General features: G+C 70.1%; 29 protein-coding genes and 1 pseudogene. 24 read left to right on the top strand and 6 right to left on the bottom strand.

Features of this window, described 5'->3' with window-relative positions; genetic code table 11:
- Positions 1-333 precede the first annotated feature (333 nt).
- The 18 genes from POD19_RS12985 to POD19_RS12900 all read left to right on the top strand — a co-directional run bounded on the left by POD19_RS12985 (position 334) and on the right by POD19_RS12900 (position 13,122).
- On the top strand, positions 334-645 hold the full coding sequence (locus POD19_RS12985) for a hypothetical protein (protein ID WP_087114593.1): 312 nt from the start codon (positions 334-336) through the stop codon (positions 643-645).
- A gap of 154 nt (positions 646-799) precedes the next feature.
- Positions 800-1,777 (top strand): DUF4192 family protein, encoded by a 978-nt coding sequence (locus POD19_RS12980; RefSeq protein ID WP_340309573.1) that lies wholly within the window; start codon positions 800-802, stop codon positions 1,775-1,777.
- Between the two features lie 208 nt (positions 1,778-1,985).
- Positions 1,986-2,243 (top strand): hypothetical protein, encoded by a 258-nt coding sequence (locus POD19_RS12975; protein WP_161788188.1) that lies wholly within the window; start codon positions 1,986-1,988, stop codon positions 2,241-2,243.
- A gap of 296 nt (positions 2,244-2,539) precedes the next feature.
- On the top strand, positions 2,540-3,220 hold the full coding sequence (locus tag POD19_RS12970) for a hypothetical protein (protein WP_340309572.1): 681 nt from the start codon (positions 2,540-2,542) through the stop codon (positions 3,218-3,220).
- A gap of 256 nt (positions 3,221-3,476) precedes the next feature.
- Positions 3,477-3,923 carry a hypothetical protein gene (locus POD19_RS12965; RefSeq protein ID WP_340309571.1) on the top strand — a complete coding sequence of 149 codons (447 nt, stop codon included), beginning with the start codon at positions 3,477-3,479 and terminating at the stop codon, positions 3,921-3,923.
- Between the two features lie 268 nt (positions 3,924-4,191).
- Entirely contained in the window at positions 4,192-4,890 is a 699-nt protein-coding gene (locus POD19_RS12960) for a hypothetical protein (protein WP_340309570.1), read from the top strand.
- Positions 4,891-5,157: 267 nt separating this feature from the next.
- Entirely contained in the window at positions 5,158-5,871 is a 714-nt protein-coding gene (locus POD19_RS12955; protein WP_135019842.1) for a hypothetical protein, read from the top strand.
- A 112-nt stretch (positions 5,872-5,983) separates the two neighbouring features.
- Positions 5,984-6,493 carry a hypothetical protein gene (locus POD19_RS12950; RefSeq protein WP_167755898.1) on the top strand — a complete coding sequence of 170 codons (510 nt, stop codon included), beginning with the start codon at positions 5,984-5,986 and terminating at the stop codon, positions 6,491-6,493.
- Positions 6,494-7,032: 539 nt separating this feature from the next.
- Positions 7,033-7,323 (top strand): hypothetical protein, encoded by a 291-nt coding sequence (locus tag POD19_RS12945; RefSeq protein WP_135019881.1) that lies wholly within the window; start codon positions 7,033-7,035, stop codon positions 7,321-7,323.
- 95 nt (positions 7,324-7,418) lie between these two features.
- A complete protein-coding gene (locus tag POD19_RS12940) occupies positions 7,419-7,946 on the top strand; it encodes a hypothetical protein (RefSeq protein WP_340309569.1) in 528 nt (175 codons plus the stop codon).
- 152 nt (positions 7,947-8,098) lie between these two features.
- Positions 8,099-8,749, top strand: coding sequence for a hypothetical protein (locus POD19_RS12935; RefSeq protein ID WP_135019866.1), 651 nt, complete (start codon positions 8,099-8,101; stop codon positions 8,747-8,749).
- A 250-nt stretch (positions 8,750-8,999) separates the two neighbouring features.
- Positions 9,000-9,665, top strand: a complete 666-nt coding sequence (locus tag POD19_RS12930; protein WP_340309568.1) for a hypothetical protein — start codon at positions 9,000-9,002, stop codon at positions 9,663-9,665.
- Between the two features lie 212 nt (positions 9,666-9,877).
- On the top strand, positions 9,878-10,207 hold the full coding sequence (locus tag POD19_RS12925; protein ID WP_031943816.1) for a DUF3846 domain-containing protein: 330 nt from the start codon (positions 9,878-9,880) through the stop codon (positions 10,205-10,207).
- Between the two features lie 160 nt (positions 10,208-10,367).
- Positions 10,368-10,637, top strand: coding sequence for a hypothetical protein (locus POD19_RS12920; protein ID WP_135019854.1), 270 nt, complete (start codon positions 10,368-10,370; stop codon positions 10,635-10,637).
- A gap of 43 nt (positions 10,638-10,680) precedes the next feature.
- Positions 10,681-10,986, top strand: a complete 306-nt coding sequence (locus POD19_RS12915; protein WP_135019855.1) for a hypothetical protein — start codon at positions 10,681-10,683, stop codon at positions 10,984-10,986.
- Between the two features lie 28 nt (positions 10,987-11,014).
- Complete coding sequence (locus POD19_RS12910; RefSeq protein WP_340309567.1) at positions 11,015-11,371, top strand: hypothetical protein; 357 nt, start codon at positions 11,015-11,017, stop codon at positions 11,369-11,371.
- A 38-nt stretch (positions 11,372-11,409) separates the two neighbouring features.
- A complete protein-coding gene (locus tag POD19_RS12905; protein WP_340309566.1) occupies positions 11,410-11,565 on the top strand; it encodes a hypothetical protein in 156 nt (51 codons plus the stop codon).
- Positions 11,566-12,114: 549 nt separating this feature from the next.
- Positions 12,115-13,122 (top strand): IS481 family transposase, encoded by a 1,008-nt coding sequence (locus POD19_RS12900; RefSeq protein ID WP_011117094.1) that lies wholly within the window; start codon positions 12,115-12,117, stop codon positions 13,120-13,122.
- Here the strand turns inward: POD19_RS12900 and POD19_RS12895 are convergent.
- The gene (locus POD19_RS12895) at positions 13,119-14,096 is read right to left on the bottom strand and encodes a magnesium transporter CorA family protein (RefSeq protein WP_081091287.1); all 978 of its coding nucleotides are present in this window, start codon (positions 14,094-14,096) and stop codon (positions 13,119-13,121) included. The genes POD19_RS12900 and POD19_RS12895 overlap by 4 nt on opposite strands.
- 175 nt (positions 14,097-14,271) lie before the next feature.
- Between POD19_RS12895 and POD19_RS12890 the strand changes: the two genes are divergently transcribed.
- Both POD19_RS12890 and POD19_RS12885 read left to right on the top strand, forming a co-directional pair.
- Positions 14,272-15,506 (top strand): IS3 family transposase gene (locus POD19_RS12890; RefSeq protein WP_101963419.1). Its coding sequence is split into 2 segments (ribosomal slippage): positions 14,272-14,581 and positions 14,581-15,506, totalling 1,236 coding nucleotides; the frame shifts between segments, so codons are not numbered across the junction.
- Between the two features lie 501 nt (positions 15,507-16,007).
- On the top strand, positions 16,008-16,475 hold the full coding sequence (locus POD19_RS12885; RefSeq protein ID WP_020624493.1) for a YkgB family protein: 468 nt from the start codon (positions 16,008-16,010) through the stop codon (positions 16,473-16,475).
- 175 nt (positions 16,476-16,650) lie between these two features.
- Here the strand turns inward: POD19_RS12885 and msrB are convergent, their stop codons facing one another.
- Complete coding sequence (gene msrB / locus POD19_RS12880) at positions 16,651-17,076, bottom strand: peptide-methionine (R)-S-oxide reductase MsrB (protein ID WP_340309565.1); 426 nt, start codon at positions 17,074-17,076, stop codon at positions 16,651-16,653.
- Between the two features lie 156 nt (positions 17,077-17,232).
- Between msrB and POD19_RS12875 the strand changes: the two genes are divergently transcribed.
- Positions 17,233-18,620 (top strand): IS3 family transposase gene (locus tag POD19_RS12875; RefSeq protein WP_370518181.1). Its coding sequence is split into 2 segments (ribosomal slippage): positions 17,233-17,581 and positions 17,581-18,620, totalling 1,389 coding nucleotides; the frame shifts between segments, so codons are not numbered across the junction.
- A 234-nt stretch (positions 18,621-18,854) separates the two neighbouring features.
- Here POD19_RS12875 and POD19_RS12870 read toward each other — a convergent pair.
- Positions 18,855-20,023 (bottom strand): annotated as a pseudogene (locus tag POD19_RS12870) (IS3 family transposase).
- A 289-nt stretch (positions 20,024-20,312) separates the two neighbouring features.
- Between POD19_RS12870 and POD19_RS12865 the strand changes: the two are divergent.
- From POD19_RS12865 to POD19_RS12855, 3 genes are all read left to right on the top strand, one after another.
- Positions 20,313-20,660 (top strand): hypothetical protein, encoded by a 348-nt coding sequence (locus tag POD19_RS12865; protein ID WP_340309564.1) that lies wholly within the window; start codon positions 20,313-20,315, stop codon positions 20,658-20,660.
- A 119-nt stretch (positions 20,661-20,779) separates the two neighbouring features.
- Entirely contained in the window at positions 20,780-21,529 is a 750-nt protein-coding gene (locus POD19_RS12860) for a hypothetical protein (RefSeq protein ID WP_340309563.1), read from the top strand.
- A 313-nt stretch (positions 21,530-21,842) separates the two neighbouring features.
- Positions 21,843-22,850, top strand: coding sequence for an IS481 family transposase (locus tag POD19_RS12855; RefSeq protein WP_011117094.1), 1,008 nt, complete (start codon positions 21,843-21,845; stop codon positions 22,848-22,850).
- Here the strand turns inward: POD19_RS12855 and POD19_RS12850 are convergent.
- The 3 genes from POD19_RS12850 to POD19_RS12840 all read right to left on the bottom strand — a co-directional run bounded on the left by POD19_RS12850 (position 22,847) and on the right by POD19_RS12840 (position 25,212).
- Positions 22,847-23,881 (bottom strand): RNA-guided endonuclease InsQ/TnpB family protein, encoded by a 1,035-nt coding sequence (locus POD19_RS12850; RefSeq protein WP_340309562.1) that lies wholly within the window; start codon positions 23,879-23,881, stop codon positions 22,847-22,849. The genes POD19_RS12855 and POD19_RS12850 overlap by 4 nt on opposite strands.
- Positions 23,878-24,498, bottom strand: a complete 621-nt coding sequence (locus tag POD19_RS12845; protein WP_340309561.1) for a helix-turn-helix domain-containing protein — start codon at positions 24,496-24,498, stop codon at positions 23,878-23,880. The genes POD19_RS12850 and POD19_RS12845 overlap by 4 nt, the downstream gene beginning before the upstream one ends.
- Before the next feature lie 81 nt (positions 24,499-24,579).
- Positions 24,580-25,212 carry an HNH endonuclease family protein gene (locus tag POD19_RS12840; protein WP_340309560.1) on the bottom strand — a complete coding sequence of 211 codons (633 nt, stop codon included), beginning with the start codon at positions 25,210-25,212 and terminating at the stop codon, positions 24,580-24,582.
- Positions 25,213-25,280 lie beyond the last annotated feature (68 nt).

The raw sequence follows: 25,280 nt of genomic DNA, 5'->3' as shown, positions 1-25,280 counted from the left end.
CAGCTGGGCGCACCACGGGCCGCTGTGCGCCCGCCTGCGCCCCGTTCCCACCCCTGCACCCCCACAAGCCCACCCGCAACCCCGAACGGCCCTCAGACGCCCACACACCGAGCCAGGGGCCGAGGGGCCGGCGGGCCGGGCCGGGGGCCGAGGGCCGGCGGGCCGGCACCCCGCGCAGCCCCCCACCCCCACCCATGCCATAACATCACCAGCACACCACCACACCCCAACCACAAACAACACCACACAACCGATTGCGCCCACACCACAACGCGTGTATGGTTTGACTCAGCGGGAGGCAACCGGCCCCCTGCACCCCTCAAGGAGGACGCCGTGAAACGTGCTCGCACCCGTCGCCCCACCACCCGTGCCACCCTGACGGCCCGACTCGACCGCTGCGCGCTCGTCGCCCGGCACGCCTTGTGCGTCGGCTCCGTCCTGATCTTCGTCGCCGCGTTCGGGGGGCTGGCGCCGGTGTACGTGCCCGCGCTGTCCACGCCGGCCCTGATCGCCTTCGCCCTGTGGTGTGCGCTGGTGCTCGCCCTGATGCTCACCACCGCCGCGCGTGTCACCGCACGCCTGGTGCTCGGCACAACACGTGCCGCGCGCTCGGCCTGGCGCGCTCCGGCCTCCGATCCTCGCTGATTCCGACTCCCTGCCCCGCCTCGCGGCGGGGCAGGGCCATGCCATACGTTCGCCATATCGCCGCCATACTCAACATTGCAGTCCCAGCTTTTATTGTGTATGGTTTGACTCAGCAGGGGGCACCAGGCCCCCCGCACCCCTCTAGGAGGACACGATGGATGCTCTGACCGCCCGCACCCCGCTCGATCTGACCGACTACGCCGCCGCCGCCCTGCCGTCCACCCCCGCAGATTCCGTGGTGGCCATCGGCCTGAAGGGCTCGCGGCTGGGGCCGGTGATGCGCCTTGACGATGTCGCCGCCCCCGCCACCATTGCCGGAGTGATCGCCGCCAGCATGCGCCCTGCCAACTGCACGCGCGTCTTCCTGATCGGCTACGGCCCGGAGGACCGCGCCCTGCGCTGGCTCGAGCTGGAGTCCATCCTGACCGGCCACGGTCTGAGCGTGGAGGGGCTGATCCACGTGGACGGGCGCATGTGCACCAACCTGGGCACGGGCGAGGCCGTGGCCTACGCCCCGGGCACCTCCACGCTGGGCCTGCACCTGGCCCTGCTCGACGGTGCGCGGGCCGAGTACCCCACCGCCACCCCGAGCGAGTCGGACGCCCTGACGGAGGCTGTGGCGGCTCACGCGGCCACGCTGACGGACATGCACGCGGACGCTCCGGCGCTGATCGAGGGCATCAACCGCCTGCTGAAGGATCAGAACGACGCCGGGGCCGCCGCCGTCGTGCTGGCCACCCTGAACCACCGTGACCCGGAGTACCTGATCGCGGCGCTGGTGGCCTGCACGGCCCCGAACCGGCTGGAGGCGGTGGACTTCGCCCGGGGCGAGTTCCCGCACGGTCTGCGCTGGAAGGCGAGCGTGGAGGCCGAGACGGTGCTCAACGCCGCCGTGGCCCTCGGCCCGGGCCACGCCTGCGCCGGGGCGCTGGCGGTGCTGGCCTACGTGGCCTGGATCCGAGGCGCAGGAGCGGTCGCCGATGGCCGCCTGAACCTCGCCGAGCGATGCGCCCCGCACCACCCGCACGTGCGCGCCGTGCGCCGGATGACGCGGGCCACGCCCGTGGCCGTCGTGGCCACCGACCCGGCGTGGGCCTGGGGCAAGCACACGAGGGCCGCTGAGGGTCGCTGAGCGTGACCGGGGGCCAGCGCGTAACGCTGGCCCCCCGGCGTCCGTGGAGACGGTGCCCCGACGGTGCACGCCCGCCAGCGTAGCCCGGCCCACGCGTGGGCGGGCGCTGCCCAAATCGCTGTTGCCCGCTCGGCCGCGCGCGTGTATGGTTATACACGTAGCGGGGGGCACGAGGCCCCCGGCACCCCGAGCGGCCAGGAGGCCCGACATGGACACCGACCAGACCACCATCTGCACCTCCCAGAACGTGCACATCGGCCAGGAGGTGGTCATCGTCGACCGCATCCAGCTGGGCCACTGCATCAGCTACGCCGACGGGACCGTGACCGCGATCGACCCCAGCCGTGGGACCTACTCGGTGGCCCACAACGGCATGCGCGGGCGCACCGTCCACACCCTCTCCGACCAGTGGCACGGAGACGGCGGCCCCTACTGCATGCCCGCCGCCGAGGTGTACGGCGGCTGAGCACGACGGGGGCGGCGCGCACGCGCCGCCCCCGTTGTCACCCCTGGCCGCGAGCGCGGGCGGGTCCCGCGCCCGCTGCCGCGTGGGGACGTGTCGTGGAGATGAGCTGCCGGCTGCATCGAGCTGCTGCCGGCTCCCGGGGACCGCGACACGTCCCCGCCCCCTCCGCGTCACGACCACGGGCGCGTGGACCAGCGCTCGCGGATGGTGTTGTGCACGCGCCGGTGTATGTGTATGGTTGGACACGTCGCAGGGGGCATGAGGCCCCCGGCACCCCGACGGCCAAGGAGGCCCCCATGTCCAAGCACATCTATTCCGCCGGCTCCCTGCGCGCAGCCCTGCGCGCCGGATCCCTCGCCGCCCGCGTCTCCCCCAACCGCGGCCCCGTCCACCTGGAGGTGCTCCCGGAGAACGCCCTGCGCGTGATCAGCACCCACGAGGACGCCTACGCCTGCGCCTACGCCGACTCCGACCGCCCGGCCCCCGCCGCGCTCGCGGGCCTGCCGCCGGTGGTGCTGTGCGTCCTGGACGTCTCCCAGCTGATGCGCCACCTGGACGCGCTCCCCCTGCCCGAGACCCCGGTCAACGTCACCGCAACCGCCGACCGCGTCCACGTCGACGTCGTCGGCGGCCGCGAGCGCTGGACGTTCGCCAACCTCGCCGCCCCCGGCGTGCCCACTCCCGCCATCCCCCAGGCCCCCGGCCCCGGCGTCGAGCTGCCCGCCCTGCCCGCGACCCTGGGCCTGCCCGGGCTGCTGATGGACGTGCTGAGCGGCGGCGGCCGCCTCCACGGCACCCGCTACCTGAGCCAGCGGATCCACGGCGTGCCCGGCGCACTGGACCTGATCGGCTGGAGCATCGGCGCCTGGGCGCACGGACGCGCCTACGTCGCCCCGATGGACGGCTACGCTCCGGCCGCCCGCGAGGCCGCCGCCCTGGCCGACCGCGACAGCCTGGCCGCCCTGCCCGCCGCCTGACCGGCAGGCCGCGAGCGCGGGGGCTCTCGCGCTCGCGGCATCCCGGGGATGTGTCGTGGAGATGAGCTGCCGGCTGCATCGAGCTGCTGCCGGCTCCCCTGGATCGCGGCACGTCCCCGCCCCCTCCGCGTCACGACCACGGGCGCGTGGACCTGCGCTCGCGGGTGGTGTTGTGCTTCTGCCGTTGTGTGTGTATGGTTGGACACGTAGCGGGGGGCATGAGGCCCCCGGCACCCCGACCAAGGAGGCACCTCCGATGCCCGAGCACCACCTTCTCGACCTCGACTCCCTGCCCTCCGCCTTCGAACCCTGCCCGGAGTGCGGCGCCGTGATGTGCCAGCCCAACCCGTGGGGCGAGGACTGCGACGACCGAGCCCGGCGCCGCCAGGCCGTGGCCACTCTGGAGGACCAGCGCCGCCAGGCCCACGCCCTCGCGGCCCCCGCCGCCGCCGCGCGCGCCCGCTACAAGCGCCTGGCCCGCCGCGACGAGCCGCACCCCGACCTGGTCCCGGCCCTGGAGGAGGCCATCCGGCTGAGCTGCCAGCGGCGGGACCTGCTGGAGCGCATCGCCACCGACTCCGAGGCCCTGGCCCGCGCGAACACCGCCCACCCCGAGCACGCCACCCTGGCCCAGAGGGCCGCCGACGACCGCGCCGCCGTGGAGGCCTGCCACGACGTGGACCGCCTGCGCCTGAGCCGCTGACCACCTCGCCAGCCCCCGACGGCCGCGAGCGCGGGAGACCCCCGCGCTCGCGGCCGCCGGGGGACGTGTCGTGGAGATGAGCGGTCGGCTGCATCGAGCTGCTGCCGGCTGCCGGGCACCGCGACACGTCCCCGCCCTTCCCTCGACACCACCACGGGCGCGCCGGCCCGCGCTCGCGGATGGTGTTGTGCGCGCGCCGGTGTATGTGTATGGTTGGACACGTCGCAGGGGGCATGAGGCCCCCGGCACCCCTTCCAAGGAGGCTCCCGTGAGCATCATCAACAACCCCACCACCACGATCCGATCCCTGCGCCAAGCCCTCCACGCGGCCCTGGCGACGCTGGGCTGGGCCAGCGACCACGCCCGCACGCACGGGCGCGTCTGGTTCGAGCTGACCGAGGCCGGCTACCGCCTCACCGTCTGCCGGCCCCGGGAGTGGGCGCGCGCCTACGCTCCCTGCGAGCCGGTCACCCACGGACAGGGCCTGGCCCCGGTGGCCCTGTCCTTCCCGGACGCCCTGATCCTCAGCCACGAGCTGGACAGCCTGCCCGGCGCCTACCCGGCACACCTGGCCACGCGTGCCCGCTGCCTGTTCCTGAAGGTGCACGACCCGGACCGCCCCGGCCACGCCTACCGCCATCGCGTCTACCGCACCGCCAACCCCGAGGGGGCCAGCGCCCCCTCGGGCCCGTTCCCCCTGCCGCAGGCGGACCAGCTGATCCCCTCCCCTGTCCCCACGCACGCGGGCACCCTCGCGTCCCTGCTGGGCGCAAGCGCCCACCTGGCCTCCAGCCCCCGCCTCTACGCCGTCCCCGGCCAGCCGACCCTGACGGACTGGAGCATCGGCGACTGGGCCCACGGGCGGCTCTACACGCCCCCGCGCCACCGCACCCGCCCGCGCGACCTGGCCGACGAGCACGCCGGACTCGCCGCCCGGCACGACGCCGCCGTCCTCTACCTGCCCTGATCCCCACCGCACCCCCAGCCCGGCCGTGCGCCCCGCGCTCGCGGTCGAGCCAGGGCGGGGCGGGGACGTGTCGCGGAGATGAGCTGCCGGCTGCATCGAGCTGCTGCCGGCGGCCGCCGTGGACCGCGACACGTCCCCGCCCTGACCGCGTCCCGTCCCCGCCGGCTTCTCTGCCGTGCGGGGGGACATGCGGGGCCGATCGCGGCCTTATCCCCGGTAGATGCCCCCGGGCGCTGACCCCGGCGCCCCTACCGAGATGGAATCCTCATGCCCACCCCCATCACCGCCCACCACACCGCCGCCGGAACTTGGCTCATCCCCGCGACCCCCGAGGGCCAGGATCTGCTGGACGCTGTCCATGCGGCCGCCCCGCCGACCAGACCGCTCTGGCACGACCTTCTGGCCCTGGTGGTGCCGCTCGTGGCGGCGTTGGCCTGGGTGGTGCTGGTCCCGCCCCTCACCGCCGCGTCCGCCACACCTCACCGTGACTCCGCCGGCCTGGCGATCAGCCGGGTCTTTGGGGCGGTGCTCACGGCCGCAGCTGGTCTGCTGCTGGCCCCTTCCATCCTGCGAGCGCAGGACCGGGCGCGGGCGGGACGGGCCCGCGTGAGACTGGAGGAGTCCGGGCTCGCCGTGGAGGCCCCGCCCGTGCTCTGGGGCCAGACCCTGGAGCGGGAGCATCACTACCGCCAGACGCTCCAGCTCGCCGTCGCCCATGGCCGCGAGCGCCCGGAGGACCCCTTCTCCCCCGAGCGGATCGACTCCGCTCTGGCGAGCCTGCCCGACGTCGACGGCGTCCCGGCCCTGCGCGTGCTGTGGCACGCCGGCCAGCAAGGCACCGCCGAGGACGTCGCCCGTGCGCTGCTGGAGCGGCGCGCGGCTCAGGAGGCCGCGGCCGCCCGCGCGGCCCGCGCGGCCCAGGAGGTGGGGCGCGCGCAGGCTCTCCACGCGGCCCACGACGCCGCTACCCATTCCCTCTGACCCCACACGCACGCCGCTCATGGATGGTGTTGCATCCGCATGACGTGATGTGTATGGTTATACACATCGCAGGGGGCACGAGGCCTCCAGCACCCCAACCCAGGAGGACTCCATGTTCACGTTCACCCGCTCTCACGTCACGGCCGCCCTCTGCCTGTCCGGCTGCCTCATCCTGTCCGGTTGCTCCGGCGACCCCCGAGACACTGGCGAGGAGGTGAACAGTGTCGTAGCCGGCACGCGCGCCATCCCTCAGTCGTGGATCAAAGTCGAGGAGGTCGTCGGGGCCCACGAGGTCCAGCGTCGCTACCTGACCGCGGATGCCCAGCCCGAAGACCAGCTGGTCCCGCTCGCCGACCTGGCAGGCTACGGGGTCACGCAGGAGCGACCCGTGGACGACCCCAGCCAGGGACGGCTCATCCTCAGTCGCCATGTCCCGGCGGGTGACTTCTTCATCCGCCGGCAGGAGAGCACAACAACCCTGACCATTGGGGCCATCACCCCCGCCTCCCAGGACCCCACGTTGTGCCAGACCACCCCTTCCTCCCGCACGCTGTGCGAGCAGCGCGGCGTGGAGGAGGTCATGATCGTTCCGGTGACATTCGAGCGCATCACCAAGGACTGAGAAGCCCCCGAGACACACCGGCCCGCGAGCGTCTAATAGAAGCCACACCCCATCACCCCACCCAAGGAGGGCACCATGACCGCCACCACCTCCCCCCTGCCCAAGGGCACCCGTGTTCGCGTCCACAGCGGCCTGCTCACCGCTCCACTGGAGTGCCACGTGATCGCCATTCTCAAACCCCTCCCACCCAAGCAACGCACCCACCCCAACGCCTCCACCACACGGGAGACGACCACACACGAGCCAGTCACGCCCCCGGAGCCCCTGTACGCCCTTGGGCACATCCACCCTCGCCCATGGCCCTTCCCTCCGCGCATCACCCGACTGCACCACCTAGCCAGCCGCGACCTGCTCGAAGTGCTCGAGCTGCCCCCCACCCGTTCCCGCTAACCACACCCGTCCCCGCTCGCTCTACGACACCATCACGGGCGCACCGATCCACGCTCGCGGATGCTGTTGTGCTGCCGCCGGTATACGTGTATGGTTGAACACGTCGCAGGTGGCACGAGGCCCCCGGCACCCCGACCAAGGAGACCGCCATGGATGACTACTGGGACCAGATCCGCATCACCGAGGCCATGCTGCGCCTGCACGAGCCCACCACCGCCCAGGGCGTCATCGACGTCCTGCACCAGTACGACCCCCACGGTCCCGGCTCTGTCGGCGACGCGTTCTACTCCGGCGCCAACGCCGACCACACCCTCTCCGGCGCGCTGGCCGATGCCGGATGGACCGTGAGCGAGTACGAGGCCCACTACGCCTACACCCTCACCAGCCCCGACGGCCGCGAGCGCCTGCGCTACATCGAGGGCGACGTCTACATCGTCTGACCCACCCCGGGCGGGCCGCCACCTGGCGGCCCGCCCACCCCGAGGGGACACGCCCCACCCACGCCCCTGACCAACAGCTCCCCCTGGAGGACACCATGACCGAGTCGAGCCCCGCCGAGGCACACGCCGCGCAGATGGCCGAGCGAGCCGCCCGCCGTCGTGTGGACCGCTACCTGGATCTGCTGCGCTGTGCCCATGGCGACCTGGCCCTGCTGCTGCGCGATGCCCACACCGCCCGGCTGGAGGACGAGAAGGCTGAGGGCGCCGGCCCGGACGAGGCCCGCGACGCCGCTGATGACGCCTACCTGGAGATCCTCGAGCTGCACCCGGGCCTGCGGGAGATCACCTTCGGCCTGCCGGCGGATCTGGGCCCGGCGACCCCGGGCGCGGACCTGATCCGGGCCGCCGAGCACTTGCGCGGGCTGGCCCTGCGCCTGCCCGAGTGGGCGATCCACCGGGCCTTCTGCATGCTCCACCGTCGGGCCACGGTCACCGCCACCGCTGCCGGCTTCGAGCTGCACCAGACCCTGGTCGGCGGCGACGACGTCCACGAGGAGACCACCACGACCGCGCGCGACCCGCGCGCCGACGCTACCGCCCTGCTGGAGGTCCTGGGACTCTGAGCCGGCCCGCGCTCGCGGGCCGGGATCCTGGGGGGACGTGTCGCGGAGATTCGCTGCGCTTCAGTGTTGCACCCACCCCCCTGGGCGTGTATGGTTAGACACATCGCAGGGGGCACGAGGCCCCCCGCCCCCCGAGGCCAAGGAGGCCCCCGATGTCCCAGCTGCTCTACCGCCCCGCCACCCTCGCCCGCGCGCTCTACGCCGGCTCCCAGGCCGCCCGCGCGGGCGCCACAGACACGGACCCCGACGCCGGCGGCGTGGGCCTGGCCCTCCAGCCCGACGGCTCCCTGCGGATCTACTCCGCGGCAGGGGAGAGCTTCTCCCGCGCCTACGCCGACCCGGCCCCGCGCACGGACACCGGCGACGAGGCCCTGCTCGCAGTGCTCTCGCTCCACGGCACCCAGACCCTGCTGGCCCGCCTGGCCGAACTCGACGACACCTACGAGACCGTGGAGCTGCGCGCCGACGCCGTCGGCATCTACCTGGTGCGCGACCTCTGGGTGATCTTCGCCTCCGCCAGCAACAAGGCCGACACGCTCTCCCCGGTGGACACGCTCGCCGTTCGTCCGCGCGACATGGCCGGCCCGGTGCCCCCGAGCACCCCGGACGGCGCCGTCCCCGGCCCCCTGTGGGGGCTCCACGCCGGCCTGTGCCTGGACCTGCTCACGGGCGGGCCGGCCATGGGCCCCGAGGACAGCCTCGACGCCTGGGCCGTCCGCGAGCGCAACGACCTGCTGGCCTGGCACCTGGGCGACTGGGCACTGGGCCGCACGCACGCCCGCCAGATGAGCCCGCGCGGCTGACCGGCACCCGTCCCCGCCGGCCCCACGCCGGCGGGGACGGGGGGACGTGTCGCGGAGACGAGCTGCCGGCTGCATCGAGCTGCCGCCGACTGCCGGGGACCGCGACACGTCCCCGCCCGCTCCGCGTCACCACCAGGGGCGCGCCGATCCGCGCTCGCGGATGATGTTGTGTAGCCGCCGTTGCATGTGTATGGTTGGACACGTCGCAGGGGGCATAAGGCCCCCAGCACCCCTTCCAAGGAGGAGCCCCATGGGCATCATCACCACCGCCGACCACCTGTACCGAGCCCTGGACCTGGCCGCCTGGCCCACCCGCCTGCCCGCCACCCACACCCCCGGCACCCCGACGCCCGCGGTGATCCTGCGCCCCCGCCAGCAGTGCCTGGAGCTGACCGGCTCCGATGGCACCCACACCTCCCGCGCCGGCGCCCGCGCCCTCGACGTCAGCACCGGCCCCCTCGAGTCTGGGGCCATGCTGCGCGCCGACCAGGCCCACCACCTCATCAAGACCCTGCGCGCCCTGCCCGAGCGCACCCTGCACCCGGTGGCCGTGGAGGCCGACGACGAGCTGGTCTACCTCCACCTGGCCGACTCGACCCTGCGCCTGCCCAACATCGCCGCCACCGTCCACCCGCCCGTGGTGGACCCCGCGCTGATCGACCCGGACGTGCTGATCACCTGCCGGTGCCTGGACACCCACGTCCCCGCCGGAGTCCTCGCCGAGCTGACCCGCACCGCCCACCGTCACCGCCGCCTCGGTCCCCTGCGCCTGCTCGCCGGCGGCCGCCCCGGCTACCTCGGATGGGACCTCAGCGGCTGGGCCCACGGCATGATGCGCCAGGACCCCGCCGAGGCCGTCAGCACCCACCAGCCCCCCTTCCATCTGCCCGAGTCCATCCTGAACCCCGCCCGCTGACCCCTGCCCGCCCGCGAGCGCGGGGCCCACCCTGGCCCCGCGCTCGCGGCACGCCGGGGACGTGTCGCGGAGATGCGGGGCCGGCTGCATCCGTGGCACAGCCGGCGGCTGATGCGATGCCGGGTGTTGCACATCCGCCCGCATATGTGTATGGTTAGACACATCAGCAGGGATCACCCGGATCCCCGCACCCCATAGAAGGGACAGCCATCATGGCCAACGCAATCCTGATCACCCCCACCGGCGACGTCACCGAGGAGCAGGTCAACGGCCTGGAGGACTTCCAGCAGCACGTCGGCGGCTACGTGGAGGCCCTGTCCTCCGACGATGGCGACCACACCATCTGGCTCAACGAGGAGGGCAAGATCGCCGGCCTGCCGGTCAACTCCAAGGGTCACCGGATCGTCCACGAGCTGACCATCCTCGCCCCGGACGACGTCATCGTCGGCCCGGTGCTGATCACCGGCGACCTGGCCGACGACGGGGAGACCTACCTGCCCCCCACCAAGGCTCTGCGCGAGCGGCTCGGCCTCGACGACTGAGCCCCACGGGCGGGCGGGCCCCGCGGCCCGCCCGCCCCGGCCGCGCCGGGGCCACCCACGAATCCCACGCCCCTGTTGCGCTGCCACTCTTGCGCGTGTATGGTTATACACATCAGCAGGGGTCACCCGGACCCCCGCACCCCCGACGAAAGGGACTCCGATGACCAAGGCCACGATGATCCACCCCGACGGCTCCACCGCCGACGTCGAGCTCCACACCATCCCCGCCGACGTCGACCGCCTGCTGGGCGCCACCGCTGAGGTCTACAACCCCGGCGACTACGACGGCATGGACGGCGACTGGTCGCTCTGGGCCGACGCCCGCCACAGTTCCTCCCGCCCGTTCAACTCCACGGCCACCGAGATGATCCACGACGCCGGCTTCGACGCCCGCGAGATCATCACCGGCCCCGTCCTGGTGATCCGCTGATCCTCCCCCGCCCTCCCGCCACACCGGCGGGAGGGCGGGCAGGATGACCATCACGACCTCCACGCCCCCAGGAGACCCCATGCCCCTGAGCGCCCGCTCCCGCATCCTGATCACCCCCCACGGCTCCGAGGAGTCCTTCGAGGGCACCGTCGGCGGCCTGATCCGCCATGTCCGCCACGCCGACCCGTCCGCGATCACCGCGCTGGAGCAGTCCCTGCACCGCGCCTGCCGCCTCCCCGACACTGGCGACGTCCGCGAGGCGAGCCTGGAGCACAACGTCGCGGTCCTCACCGCGGCCGACCTCGAGCGTTTGGAGCCCGGGGCCACCATCACCATCCTGGACGCCTGATCCGCCCCGCACCGAAGGAGACCCCCTGATGCGCACCCGCCCCCTGATCCTGCTCCCCCTGGCCCTGGCCGGCCTCGCCCTCCAGGGGTGCACCGCCACACCTGCTCCTGCCCCGTCGACGAGCGCGAGCGCGGCCCCCACGGCAGCCGCGAGCAGCACCACGGCACCCACTGCGGCCGCCAGCTCGGCCACCCCCACGGCACGTCCCTCCAGCTCGGCCCCCGCCAAGCCCGTGGACGTGCAGATCCGCATCCAGTGGATCCCCCGCGACGGCACCACCACCACGGCAGCCCGCGGCGGCGTGAACCTCTTCGTGGGCGGCACCGGCGCGGACACCCACACCAAAGAGACCATCCCCGCCGAGCCCGCCGGCACCACCCCCTGACCCTGCGCACCCAGGCCAAGCCCGGTGAAAAGATCCAGGTGATCGCCAACGTCCCGCAGCTGCCCGCCGCCGGCGACCTGCACTGCGAGATCATCGCCGACGGCACCACCGCCCCCCTGGACGCCCAGACCGGCGACCCCAAGGGCATGCCCATGGTCCAGTGCGAGGCCACCGTCCCCGAGCCCACCAGCTGAGCATCCCGCGGACACCGCGACACGTCCCCGCAGCACCTCCACGACACCCGCAGCTGTCACGAGCACTGGCTGGCGTCTAGGAAGAACCGGGGACCAGCCCAGATCCCTACGACAGCTCAACCCAGGAGCCGTGAATGCCCCTGGGAGTCTGGCTCATCCCTGCGCGGGCGGAGCTTCCCGGTATTCGATCCGATTCAAGGCCGCCATCTGGGGCTCATCCCTGCGTGCACGGGGTCGCCCAGGTCCACGAGGGCGAGCGCAACACGTTCGTGGGCTCATCCCTGCGTGCGCGGGGCTTCCCTGTTCCACCCTCTAACGGGGGAGGGGTGCAAGGGCTCATCCCTGCGTGCGTGGGGCTTCCGCTTGGGCGAGCTGCATGATCTGGCTGACGTAGGGCTCATCCCTGCGTGCGCGGGGCTTCCACTACCTGGCTAGGTGTTGTGGGTCATGAGGTTCTTGGCACGAGGCCCGGGCTGAGATGAGACGAGCGGGCCCCGCCCGGCAGGATGGAAGTTCCTCAACAACCCACCTGCCAGAAGAGACCCGCTCATGACTCACGCTAACGCACCCCTGACCCCCACCGGCCGTCTCAGGATGGTCCACCGCCACCTGCACGACGGGATCCCACAGGCGCACGTGGCCGCCGAGTTCCGGGTGAGCCGGCCCACGGTGGCCACCTGGGTGGCCCGCTACCGCGCCCAGGGAGAAGCCGGCCTTCAGGACCTGCCCAGCCGGCCGCGCCGTTCACCTGCCCAGCTCGACCCCGAGGTGGTGGCTCAGATCCAGACCCTGCGTCGCAGGGAGAAGTGGTCGGCCCGCCGCATCCATCACCACCTCGTCTCTGAAGGCCACCGGGTGTGTCTTCGTACCGTGGGGAGGTGGATGCACCGGCTGGGCATCTCCCGGTTGCCAGACCTCGCGCCCACGGGTGAGGACCTGCGCCAACGACCGCAGAAGATCACCGCCCGCGGCCCGGGGCACATGGTGCACCTGGACGTGAAGAAGATCGGGCGCATCCCCGAGGGGGGCGGCTGGCGTGCTCACGGCCGGGACTCCGAGAACGCGCGAGCAGCCAAGCGCGGGCCTGGCCGACGGGTCGGCTACACCTACCTGCATTCGGCGATCGACGGGTTCACCCGCCTGGCGTACACCGAGGCGTTGGAGGATGAGCAGGCGGTGACCACGATCGGGTTCTTCTGCCGGGCGCGGGCGTTCTTCGCCGCCCACGGCATCCGGATCGACAGGGTGATCACGGACAACGGGAACAACTACCGGGCCGCGGAGTTCACCGCCAAGGTGGTCTCGCTCGGGGGCCGGCACCACCGGATCCGCCCCTACACCCCGCGCCATAACGGGAAGGTCGAACGCTACAACCGGCTGATGGTCGATGAGGTCCTCTACGCCCGCCCGTATACCTCAGAGCAAGCTCGGCGTGAGGCCCTGGCCGTGTGGGTGAACCACTACAACTACCATCGGCCTCATACCTCCTGCGGGAACGCCCCGCCGGCCTCGTTGGCCCCGGCCCGAGTCAACAACGTCATGACCTCCTACAGCTAGAGCCAACGCTGACGGCGGAAGACGGCGTACAGGCCCGCGGAGATGATGACCATTGCCAGAATCGATAGCGGGTAGCCAAAATCCCAGGTAAGTTCCGGAATTGACTCAAAATTCATCCCGTATATCGCTCCGACAAGGCTCGGAGTGAATAGGATGGCGGCCCACCCTGAAATGCGCTTCATGTCCTCGTTCTGTTTCTGGGCCACTAGGGCCAAGTAAACCGTAACGAGCTGTGTCAGCCGTGCGTGGATGCCGGACACTCTGGACAGAAGGTCATCTGCGTCCTCGGCGAAGGCCGCAGCATCGGCTGACCAGTCTGAGTTCTTCGACGCCCCTGGCGCGGGGATTCGATCGATGAACCGGCACAGGGAAGCAAGAGAGGAGCGGACCTTGCTGGCATCGGAGCCGAGCCGATAAACGCTCTCGATGTCCTTCTCGAATTCCCCGAAAATACTCGACTCGCAGTCCGCAGTGCCGTCCTCCAGGGAAAGTGCGGCAGAGTCATAGGAATCGATCGCGGCCTCGACGATGAGCGTTAGCGTCAGTTCCGCCTCATCTGCGGCAAAGTATCGCCCTGAGTTGTCTTCCGCCGGATGCCAGGCGGTCCCGATTCCGTCGACATCTTCAAAGACCACCAGCCAGTCGTCATGAAAGACAATGTGTAGTGATTCTATTCGTAGATCTTCTTGCCCTGCTTTTGCGATCCGGTTTATTCGCAGAAGGAAGGAGGGGCCGAATACATCCAGGCGAGGGCGACCGGCTCCTTCACGCAGGATTTCTCGCATGTTCTCCGGGAACTCGAATTCAGTTCCAAGTTGGTCAACCGTGTGCTCGCGCCCACATTGGCAGTCGACGACCTCGCCTCGATCCGTGATCAATGATCGGAGATCCGCAATCGGCTGCTGTTGCTTTGGTCGGACCTGCGGTCGCATCGCGTGTGCGGTGCCACCGGAGCATCCAAGGTGTTCAGTCATCCGGCGAGTGTAGTGGCGCAGAGGGGAGATGCGAGAGCCAGAGCCGCTCACGATGCCGGCCAGGACGCTGTAGCGCGCTGGGTCTCCTTCCCGAGTCTCACGAAGGAGGGCGCTTGACCCCTGATCTTGGACACGCTGATTCCAGCACGATGCTGGGGAAGCGAGAATCCAAGGGATGGCTAGGAAGAACTACACGGACGAGTTCCGGCAGCGCGCGGTGGACTTGTATGAGTCCACGCCGGGTTCGACGCTCAAGGGCATCGCCGGGGATCTCGGGATCTCTCGGGGTGCGCTGAAAGAGTGGGTCGACAAGTTCGGCTCCGGGGTCACGGTTGCCGCTGCGTCGCCGCCGGGGGCGACGGGGCGACCGGAGTCGCAGGCGGCGAAGGTCCTCCGGTTGGAGGCCGACCTCGCGGCCTTGCAGGCCGAGGCCCGCAAGCTCGAGACGGAGCGGGACATCCTCCGTCAGGCGGCGAAGTATTTCGCCGGGGAGACGAACTGGTGAACCGCTTCCAGTTTGTTGAGGATCACAAGGACGCCTACGGCGTGAAGCGGTTGTGTGAGGTCGTCGAGGTCGCCCGCTCGTCGTTCTACGCCTGGCTGGACTCCGCCGGGCGGCGAGCCGCGAAGGCGACAGACGACGCGGTGTTGGCGGCGCGGATCCGGGTGCTGCAAGACCCCGCTCAGGGTGGCGACCGCGCCTACGGGGCGCCCAGGATCACCGCCGACCTCAACGACGGTGTGCCCGTGGCGGAGCGGGTGAATCACAAGCGCGTCGCGCGGGTAATGCGTGAGCACCGTCTCGCGGGGATCCGGTTGCGACGACGGGTGAAGACCACGATCCCGGACCAGTCCGCCAGGCGCTTCCCCGACCTGATCGGACGGGACTTCTCCGTCGGCGACCCCGGCCGCCGCTACGTGGGCGACATCACCTACCTGCCTATCGCCGACGGCACGAACCTCTACCTCGCGTCCTGCATCGATCTCGGCTCCCGGAAGCTCGCGGGCTGGCAAGTCGCCGACCACATGCGCACCGAACTCGTCGAAGACGCCCTCCGTGCCGCGCACCACGACCGCGGGTCGCTGGTCGGCGCGATCTTCCACTCCGACCACGGCAGCGTCTACACCTCGAAGGCCTACGCCGCGCTCTGCGAGCAGCTGGGCGTGACCCAGTCCACGGGCGCGGTCGGCACGAGTGCCGACAACTCACTCGCGGAAAGCTTCAACGCCACGCTCAAGCGCGAACTCCTCGCCGGCCGGTCAGCGTTCCCGGACCAGGCCACCGCCTACCGGGCCGTGTTCCGGTGGGCGAACCGCTACAACACTCGCCGGCGCCACTCCGCGATCGGCAACATCAGCCCGAACGCCTACGAAGCCGCACGCTCCGCTACGCTTGCGGAAGCGGCATAACCGAACCGACACCGTGTCCACGATCAAGGGCCAAGGCCCGACGGGTCCTCGACCGCGGTGGACAAGGTGATGGTGCTGTACGACGGGGCGAAAACGTCCGCCAAGATGACACGGGATCCTGCGCTGGTCGAGCTGGCCGCCGACATGGCCTGCGAAGTTGTTCATGGGCACGGTTCGACTCGCAGGCCGATAGCTCGGAAGGGATGAGCCCTGTTGACACCTGGCGACGACGATTCCGGACCATGATGCGTCCGGAAGCACGTGAGGTGGCGCACGAAGCCGACGAGGTCGTCCCGACGCGCCTGTGCGCGCGAGTTCCGCAGGTGGCCCGGGGAAAGGGTTGCGGCACAGACAACGCGGAAGACGGGGTGTGCGTACCACGCTGCGTCGGTGGGAAACCGCGGGTTGCCGGTGCAGAACCAGGTGCTGCATGAGCATGGAACCGTGGGTTCCTTTTCAAGTCCGAGTGATATCTACAAGAAAAAACGAGGAGACAAGAAAATGATGACGAAGAACACTTCCACCACGGGGATCGAGCAGATGGGGAATTCGGTACTGCGCTATTCCCTGGTGACGAACCTCGTCTGGATCGGTTCCCTGAAATTCCAGGACTACGAGATGGAGAACATCAGGCCCCTGGTCACCTCCAGCCCCTTGTTCTCCGGGGTGCTCAAGAAGCTGGGGGAGAAGAAGACAGCGCAGCTGATCGGGGTGGCCGAGATCGGTATGGGAGCTCTCATCGCCGCCAAGCCCCTCGCCCCGCGCGCTTCGGCCCTGGGCAGCCTCGGGGCGGTAGGGATGTTCGTCACCACGCTCAGTTTCATGGCCACGACCCCGGGAGTGCAGCAGGAGAACCACGGGAAAACCAAGTTGTCCATGGTGGGGCAGTTCCTGCTCAAGGACACCGTGCTTCTGGGGGCATCCATCCTCACGGCTGCCGAGTCGCTGCAGCACGCCCGCCGCCGGTAGCCCGGAAACGACCGTTGCCGTGACCCGGAACGAGCCGGGACGGGAACTGCTGGTGCGGTACCCCGTCCCGGCCCATGTTCTCTGCCCCGGTGACCTGGGGGCCGGTTGGTCAGCGCGCCGGCGGCGGCGAAGCCCTGGAGCCGGCGCGCTGAGGGTTCAGCCGGTGGGCGGCCACTCAGTCGGAGGAAATCAGTTTCATGGAGATCGAGTTGATGCAGAACCGCTGATCGGTGGGGGTCTGGAAACCTTCACCTTCGAAGAGGTGCCCCAGGTGGGAGTCGCATCGGGAACAGCGCACTTCGATGCGCTCCATCCCCAAGGACCGATCACGTAGGTAACGCACCCTGTCCTCGGCCAGGGGAGCCCAGAACGAGGGCCACCCGCAGTGCGAGTCGAACTTATCAGTGCTGGTGAACAGCTCTTGGCCACGCGCCCGGCACTGATAGACACCGGTGGTGTGCGCGTCGTAGTACTGGCCCGTGTACGGCCTCTCGGTGCCCGCCTTCCGGAGTACCTGGAACTCCTGCGGCGTCAGTTCCTCACGCCACTGCTCCTCACTCTTGTGCACCTCGGGCCGGTAGTTGTCGTATCCAGTGTTCATGACGGCTTCAACGGTCCCCGGCCCCTGCGTGTCAGGGTGAGTTGAGTCCAGTGGTTCACAGCAAGTCCGCCTGACGCAGGGCGAGATTCAGGATCGATCACCATGAGTAGTTCCACGTTCGCCCCGCCGTTGTCCGCGATCGCCGATGATGGACAGATGAGTGACGCTCACCCTCGTGCTGGTGGCCCGGCTCGGCGCCGGAGCTTCACCCCGGAGCAGAAGCTGGCGCATCTGGCCGCCTACGAACAGGCCTGCCAGGAGCAGCAGGGTGGGGCCTACCTTCGCCGGGAGGGCCTGTACTCCTCGCTGATCAGCGAATGGCGCCGGATGCGCGATGCTGGCGTGCTCGAAGGCAAGGCGGCCGATGAAGCCGTTGGCCGGCCGAGTGCGGAGCAGGCCGAAATCGCCCGGTTGCGCCGCCAGCTGGCCGCCTCCCAGCAGAAGCTGGCCACCACCGAGACCGCCCTGGACATCATGGGAAAAGCACACGCGCTCTTGGAGCAGATTTCCGAGAGCGCGGACACCGAGCAGCCGCGCAAGAAGCGCTGATGGGCGCCTACACCGAGCTCACCGCCGCAGGCGTGACCACCCGGGACGCAGCGGGACTGACCGGGGTGTCGCGGGCCACCGCCACCCGCCGGCGGGCCCGGACAGCACCGGGACCTCGGACCGCGGTGGAGCCGGCCAACCGGCTCAGTCGCGTTGAGCGGGAACGGGTGCTGGAGGTGCTCAACAGTGACGAATTCGTCGACCAGCCCCCGGCCCAGGTCTACGCCACGCTGCTGGAGCGCGGGGTGTACCTGTGCTCGATCGCCACCATGTACCGCATCCTCGCAGCCGCCGCGCAGGTGAAGGAACGCCGGCGCCAGGCCCGTCACCCGGCCCGAGCGATCCCTGAGCTGATGGCCGACGGATCCGGTCAGGTCTACACCTGGGACATCACCAAGTTGCCCGGCCCGGCCAAGGGCGTCTACTACGACGCCTACGTGATGCTCGACGTCTACTCCCGCTACATCGTCGGCGCCCACGTCCACGCCCGAGAGTCCGGGCCTCTGGCCGAGGAGATGATGAAGGAGATCTTCGGGGTTCACGGTGTGCCCACCGTGGTGCACGCCGACCGCGGCACCTCGATGACCTCCAAACCTGTGGCCGCGCTGCTGGCCGACCTCGGCGTCACCCGTTCCCACTCCAGACCCAGCGTGAGCAATGACAACCCGTATTCCGAGGCGTGGTTCAAGACCTTGAAGTACGCCCCGGTCTTCCCGGACCGCTTCGGCTCTCTGGCCGACGCCCGGGCGTTCATGGCCGGTTTCGTCGAGACCTACAACCACGGACACCGTCACACCGGGATCGGGCTGCACACCCCCGCCGACGTCCACTACGGCCACGCCGCGACCGTGAGTCAGCAGCGCTCAGCGGCCCTGGCCGCGGCCCGCGCTACTCACCCCGAGCGCTTCTCCACCACCGCTGACCCGAAAATCCTCGCGCTACCCACCCACGCTTGGATCAACCAACCAACCGCCGCCGAACCGGTAGCCGCCTGACACCCACTGGCCTCAAACACCTTGAAAAATTCCGGAGTGCGATAGAGCCGGGGCACGAAGGTGAGGACAAGCACAGTGCTCCGTACCGCGAGTGGGACAAGGCTCATTATGGGCTCCTGTGCGGTCGGTGAAAATTGCGTTTTAGCCCGACTTGTCGAGTGGACCCAGGTACGCCACCAGCACATGGAGTAGGGGGACTGCTGAAGGTTCGGTTGACACTTCGGGTGTGGTGGTTCAGGCCGCTTTCGTCGGCCAGTAGATGGTCTCAAACTCGACCGGTGTCGTCTTTCCAAGGGCGCGCTGCCGGCGTCGGCGGTGGTAGGTCCGTTCGATCCAGGTGACGATCGCCAGCCGCAGCTCAGCGCGGCTGCTCCACCGGCGGCTGTTCAGGACGTTCTTCTGCAGGAGGGCGAAGAAGGACTCCATCGCGGCGTTGTCCGCGCTGGAGGCCACCCGTCCCATCGACCCGACCAGTCCGGCCCGGTGCAAGGCGGTGACGTAGGGCCGAGCACGGAACTGGCTGCCCCTATCGGCGTGCACCACGCAGCCGGTGACCTCGCCCGGGCCGCGGCGGGCGACGGCCATCTCGAGGGCGTCAACCGCGAGGGCGGCCGGCATCCGGTCGTCGATCGAGTAGCCGACGATCCGGCGCGACCACACGTCCTTGACCGCGCACAGGTACAGCTTCCCCTCGGCGGTGGCGTGCTCGGTGATGTCGGTCAGCCACAACCGGTTCGGGCCTGTCGCGGTGAAGTCCCGCTCGACGAGGTCGTCGTGCACGGGCGGGCCCGGCTTCTTCCACCGGCCACGAGTGCGGGCGTGGGCGGAGACGATCTGTGCTTGGGAGCAGATCTTCCATACCCGCCGCTCCGAGATCTCGTGCCCGGCCGCGGCGAGCTCGTCGGCGATGAACCGGTACCCGAACCCAGGGTCGTCACGGTGGACCTCGAACGCGGCGTTCATCGCGTAGGCGTCGACCAGGTCCCGCTCGCTGACCGGGTCGGCGCACCAGGCATAGAACGCCTGGGTCGAGAACTTCAGCACCCGGCAGGTCACCGTCACGGGGATCCCGTCGACGGCAAGGTCACGGACCAGCGGGTAGGTCATTTTGGGCTCTGACCCAGCCTCAAGTTCGCCTGCGACAGGTACGCCGCGGCGCGGCGCAGGACCTCGTTCTCCTGCTCCAGCAAGCGGATCTTCTTCCGCGCCTCGCGCAGCTCCTCGTTCTCGGCCTTGGTCACGCCGGGACGGTGGCCGTCCTCGACATCGGCCTGATGGAGCCAGTTGCGTAGGCAGGACTCGGAGATCCCGAAGTCCTTGGCGAGCTGAGCGATCGGGGCCTCGCCACGACGGGCGACCGCGACCACGTCGTCACGGAACTCCTTGGGGTGTGCTGCAGGCATGTCGACATCCTTCCAGCGGGGACCTCATGTCCCCACAGATCAGGTGTCAACCGAACCTTCAGCAGTCCCCTCCACAGGCGCCATTTTCTAGCACCGCGTGTGCAGAGTCTGTCCCCCGAAGTCGGGGGACGTCAGCGACGACAGCCCTGCGAGGGCTCAGACAGATGCACTGCCAGCGAGCATCCATCGGCAGGCCCAGCCGGCCCACGGTGCCAGGGATACTGGTCCAGCAGCACGGGCTCCCCATGCGATGGATCCCGATCATGCGACTAGGCGAGAGGACGCAGAGATGGGATACGCAGCGCGCCGCAAGCGCGAACAGCGGGCTCTCCGCCGGGAGGCTAGGAACCTTGGCACGGGACTGGAGCTTCTCGTCGCGCCTTCGCCGACGAGCGGCCCGGGTGCAAAGTTTCTCGACCGAGATCTCAGCTTGATCAGAGCGGGTCTGCTGTACGCCGACAGGGTCGAACTGCTGTCGCCTTCTGCCCTGATGTTGAGTGGCGTCGCCTCCATCTCCGACCCGACCGCCATGATCGCGCTCCTGAACCAGCTCGACGCGGATACCTTGGCCCACCTAGTCTCAGGGGTGATCCAGCGAAGTTCCAAGCGGTCTTGCTCCAGTTGCAGGCAACCATGAGGCTCTCCAGGGAACAGAGGCGCAGCCTTACAGCTGCGCAGCGTTCCGCGCTGGATGAAGTGCACGCGCGTCTCGAGCAAGCCGTAAGCCAGCCAACGACGAGGGCGAAGCTGGAGTCAATGCTCGAAGAGGCCGGCGCGCCGGAGCTAGTCGAGGCCCTAGACGCCGGGGTTTTGCGCGTGAGGACAGACATCGGGGCCGCAGACCCGGAGGCGATGTTCGCAAGCTACCTCGAGGCTTTGCGCGCGGCGCTGGTGTCTCCCACGACAAATCTCCTCGTCGACGACCAGGTGGCCTCCGTGGCCCGGGCGCTGATTGAGAGCGGGCAGGTCTCGCCGAACCAGCTCGCCGTGGCGCGAGCCTCGCGCGCCCGTTCGGGTGCGGGACTGATCAGTCACCTGCCAGCATTCCTGGGCGCGGATGTCACCTCGGTGCTGTCAGCCCGCGCAGAGCTCGAGGCGCCACTGGGCCGATACCGGTCTGCGGTGAGCGAACTGACAGAACGCATGAAGCTGGGTCCTTTCGACGAGGGGCATGGGGACGAAATTGCCGACTTTTGGCGCGACGAAGTCCGTCCGACCGTTGACTCCCTCCGCGCAGACCTGAGCGTCTCCAGGCTCACTCGGGATGCAGCGCTGAACGTCGCCTCAGACACCAAGGCCCTATTCAGCGGCGGAGCGGTCTTCTTCGGTCTCGACTGGGTTGCTGAGGCGCCCACTATGGCTGCCGCGGCGGCCGGCACTGTCGCAACCACGGTGAAGGTCGCAGCTGACGCCTACAAGGGGCGTCAGCAACGCCGTGAGGATGCTAAGAGCCACGGGATGTTCTATCTGCTCGAACTCGACCGCCGACTCCAGCATCGGGAGTAGCGATGGTCTCCGAGCAGGACTCTTCGCGTCCCGCCGACCGCTCGATGCCCGCGCGTCTACGAATCAAGGCCCCATCGCATGGGCGATGGGGCCCAACGCGCGATTGCTGGGCGATCGCCTGCGACCGCAGGCACCGGCACCCGTCGTCCTTAGCTAGGGCCTAGGGCGTGTCTCCGGGTGGGGAGGGGCTGCAGCCTAGCTGTTGTGGGTCATGAGGTTCTTGGCACGAGGCCCGGGCTGAGATGAGACGAGCGGGCCCCGCCCGGCAGGATGGAAGTTCCTCAACAACCCACCTGCCCGAAAAGACCCACTCATGACTCACGCTAACGCACCCCTGACCCCCACCGGCCGTCTCAGGATGGTCCACCGCCACCTGCACGACGGGATCCCACAGGCGCACGTGGCCGCCGAGTTCCGGGTGAGCCGGCCCACGGTGGCCACCTGGGTGGCCCGCTACCGCGCCCAGGGAGAAGCCGGCCTTCAGGACCTGCCCAGCCGGCCGCGCCGTTCACCTGCCCAGCTCGACCCCGAGGTGGTGGCTCAGATCCAGACCCTGCGTCGCAGGGAGAAGTGGTCGGCCCGCCGCATCCATCACCACCTCGTCTCTGAAGGCCACCGGGTGTGTCTTCGTACCGTGGGGAGGTGGATGCACCGGCTGGGCATCTCCCGGTTGCCAGACCTCGCGCCCACGGGTGAGGACCTGCGCCAACGACCGCAGAAGATCACCGCCCGCGGCCCGGGGCACATGGTGCACCTGGACGTGAAGAAGATCGGGCGCATCCCCGAGGGGGGCGGCTGGCGTGCTCACGGCCGGGACTCCGAGAACGCGCGAGCAGCCAAGCGCGGGCCTGGCCGACGGGTCGGCTACACCTACCTGCATTCGGCGATCGACGGGTTCACCCGCCTGGCGTACACCGAGGCGTTGGAGGATGAGCAGGCGGTGACCACGATCGGGTTCTTCTGCCGGGCGCGGGCGTTCTTCGCCGCCCACGGCATCCGGATCGACAGGGTGATCACGGACAACGGGAACAACTACCGGGCCGCGGAGTTCACCGCCAAGGTGGTCTCGCTCGGGGGCCGGCACCACCGGATCCGCCCCTACACCCCGCGCCATAACGGGAAGGTCGAACGCTACAACCGGCTGATGGTCGATGAGGTCCTCTACGCCCGCCCGTATACCTCAGAGCAAGCTCGGCGTGAGGCCCTGGCCGTGTGGGTGAACCACTACAACTACCATCGGCCTCATACCTCCTGCGGGAACGCCCCGCCGGCCTCGTTGGCCCCGGCCCGAGTCAACAACGTCATGACCTCCTACAGCTAGGGCGGATGCTCCGCGCTCTGCGCTTTCCCCTTCGGTTGAGGGGGTTGGGATGACCAGCCAGTTGCCCGGCTGGACATGCCCACACCCTGGGGTGCGGGCTTGACGCTTCCACGCCCCTGCCCCGCGGCCCCGCCAGATGGCGGGCCCGAGACAGCAGCTCCACGTCCGTTTCGACTCTCCCGACGGCCTCGGGCGAGCCCGACCCCTGCTCCACGCTCCTCCTGCACAGCCCACGCCCGGATGTTGATCGCGGCGTTCACGTCGCGGTCGATCACCAGGTGGCAGGCCTCGCACTCGAAGGTCCGCTCGGCCAGGGACAGCGTGGATTTGACTGTCCCGCAGCGCGAGCACGCCTTCGAGGAGGGCGCGAATCGGTCGATCATCTTCACCTGGGACCCTGCCCAGGAGGTCTTGTAGTCCAGCTGCCGGCGCAGCATCCCCAGCCCGGCATCCAGGATCGCCCGGTTCAACCCGGACTTGGCAGCCACGTTCCTACCCGGCGCCTCGAGCGTCCCGCGGGCCGAACGGGTCATCCCCGCCACGTTCAGGTCCTCCAGGGCGACCACCGCGAAGTCCGTCGCCAGTCTCGTGGACACCTGATGCAGCAGCCCCGCCCGACGTAGGGCGATCCCGTGCTGGAGTGCCGCGATCTGCCGGCGCACGCGCTCGCGGCGGTTCGAGCCGGGCTGGGTGCGGGCGTAGGCGCGCTGGAGGCGGGTCAGGCGGGCGGCCTGGCGGGCACCGGGGCGGCCGTTGTCGATGACCTCGCCGGTGGAGAGGGCGGCCAGGTGCTTGACGCCCAGGTCCACGCCGACGGCGCCGTTGGCGCGCTGGCGACGGCTGGGCCCGGTCCGGATGGGGGTGGGATCGGCAACGAGGATCGAGGCGTACCACCGTCCGCCGGCCTGGGAGATGGTCATGGACCGGATCTGGGCGCCGCGGCGGCAGGCGCGGACCAGGCGGCTGGTCTTGTCGTAGGTGCGGATGGTCCCCAGGGAGGCCAGGCGCAGGTGCCGGTGGTCGGTGATCACCCCGCGGCGGGGCTCGCCGCGCTTGTAGGGGTGCCCGCGGCGCCGATGACCTCGGGGGCGGGGATGGTGAAGCTGTCCCGGGACCGGCCCTTCTTCTTGAACCGCGGCAGGCCGACGCGCGCACCGGCGCGCGCGCCGGAGGCGGAGGCCATCCAGTTCTCGGTGGCCTTCGCGGCGTTCTGGAGACCGGAGACCAGGACGCGGCGGGGCACGGTGTGCATCCAGGGCTCGGCGTATCGCTCGTCGGTCCATGCTTCGGCCGGGTCGGCACCGGCGGCGATCGCGGCGGCAGCCTCACGGTGGCGGCGGATCAGCGGGGTCAGGTGGGCCGTGGAGTACGACTGGTAGCTGGCCACGCGGAGGGTGGGGTCGGCGGCGCGCTCGGCCTTCATGCGCGCGGCCAGCTCGGGGCCGGCCAGCCCGCTCTCGGCCAGCTCGGTGCGACGGGCGGCACCGGCGGCCAGGGCGGCCCGGTTGTGGGCGATGAGCATGTTGTAGGCCACGCGCGCGGCGCCGACGTACTGGGCCAGCAGGGTGGCCTGGGCGGGGTTGGGGTCCAGGCGGTGCTTGAACGCGCGCAGCCTCGGGGCCAGGTCGGTACCCGTGGTAGTCGTCATCGCTCACACCTCCTCCTGCGCCAGCATCGTCCATCCGTTCAAGGGCATGGTCACCCACCCCCAGACACGTTACGGCCTCGCTCACCCAGCCGGGCAGGAGGCCAACACCCTGCGCATCGCCGCGCGCTCGCGCTCGGTGACGCTCAGCCCCCACTTGGCCTTCACCACCACCTGGTGCTCCACGAGCTCACATCGGCCCGCAACGGTGTCCGGCAGCCAGTCCGCCGCGGTCGCATCCGACTTCGAGGTGTTCGCCGGCCCATCCACGGCCAGCAGATTCGCCGGGTCGTTGGCGAACGCCCTGCGCTGGGACTCGTCCCACGCCCACGCCCCGGAGGCCCAGGCATCGGCAAGGGAGACCGTGTGGTCGATATGCACGGCCTGGGAGTCCTGGGAGGAGAAGGGGATCGTAGCGCCGCTGTAGGGGTCCACGAGCTGGCCGGAGAGCACCTTGCACCCCTGCGTGCCGGGCTTGATCTGCACCTGTGTCAGGTCGCGCCGCAGCACGTCGTTGCGAGTGTCACAGCCGTTGCGGTCCACGTCCGCCCAGCGCTGGCCGAACGCGTCTCGCGTGTAGGCGCTGGCCGGTGCCGCGGAGGTCAGGGCCAGCTGCTCGAGCTGGCCCCCGACCGGGCCGGCCGCCGGCGTCGGGGACGTGTCGCCGAGTGAGGGCAGCTCCACTCCGCTGGGCAGCGCCACCTTGGGAAGCTTCACCTCTGGCACCTGGACCCCCTGCACATATCCACCCCCGACGGCGCCAGCCACACCCAGAGCAGCCACCA

It is taken from the genome of Micrococcus sp. GPGPB33, assembly GCF_037853785.1.
Lineage (GTDB): Bacteria > Actinomycetota > Actinomycetes > Actinomycetales > Micrococcaceae > Micrococcus > Micrococcus luteus.
The sequence above is the reverse complement of the archived record's forward strand: the minus strand, read 5'-3'. Positions and strand labels throughout refer to the sequence as shown.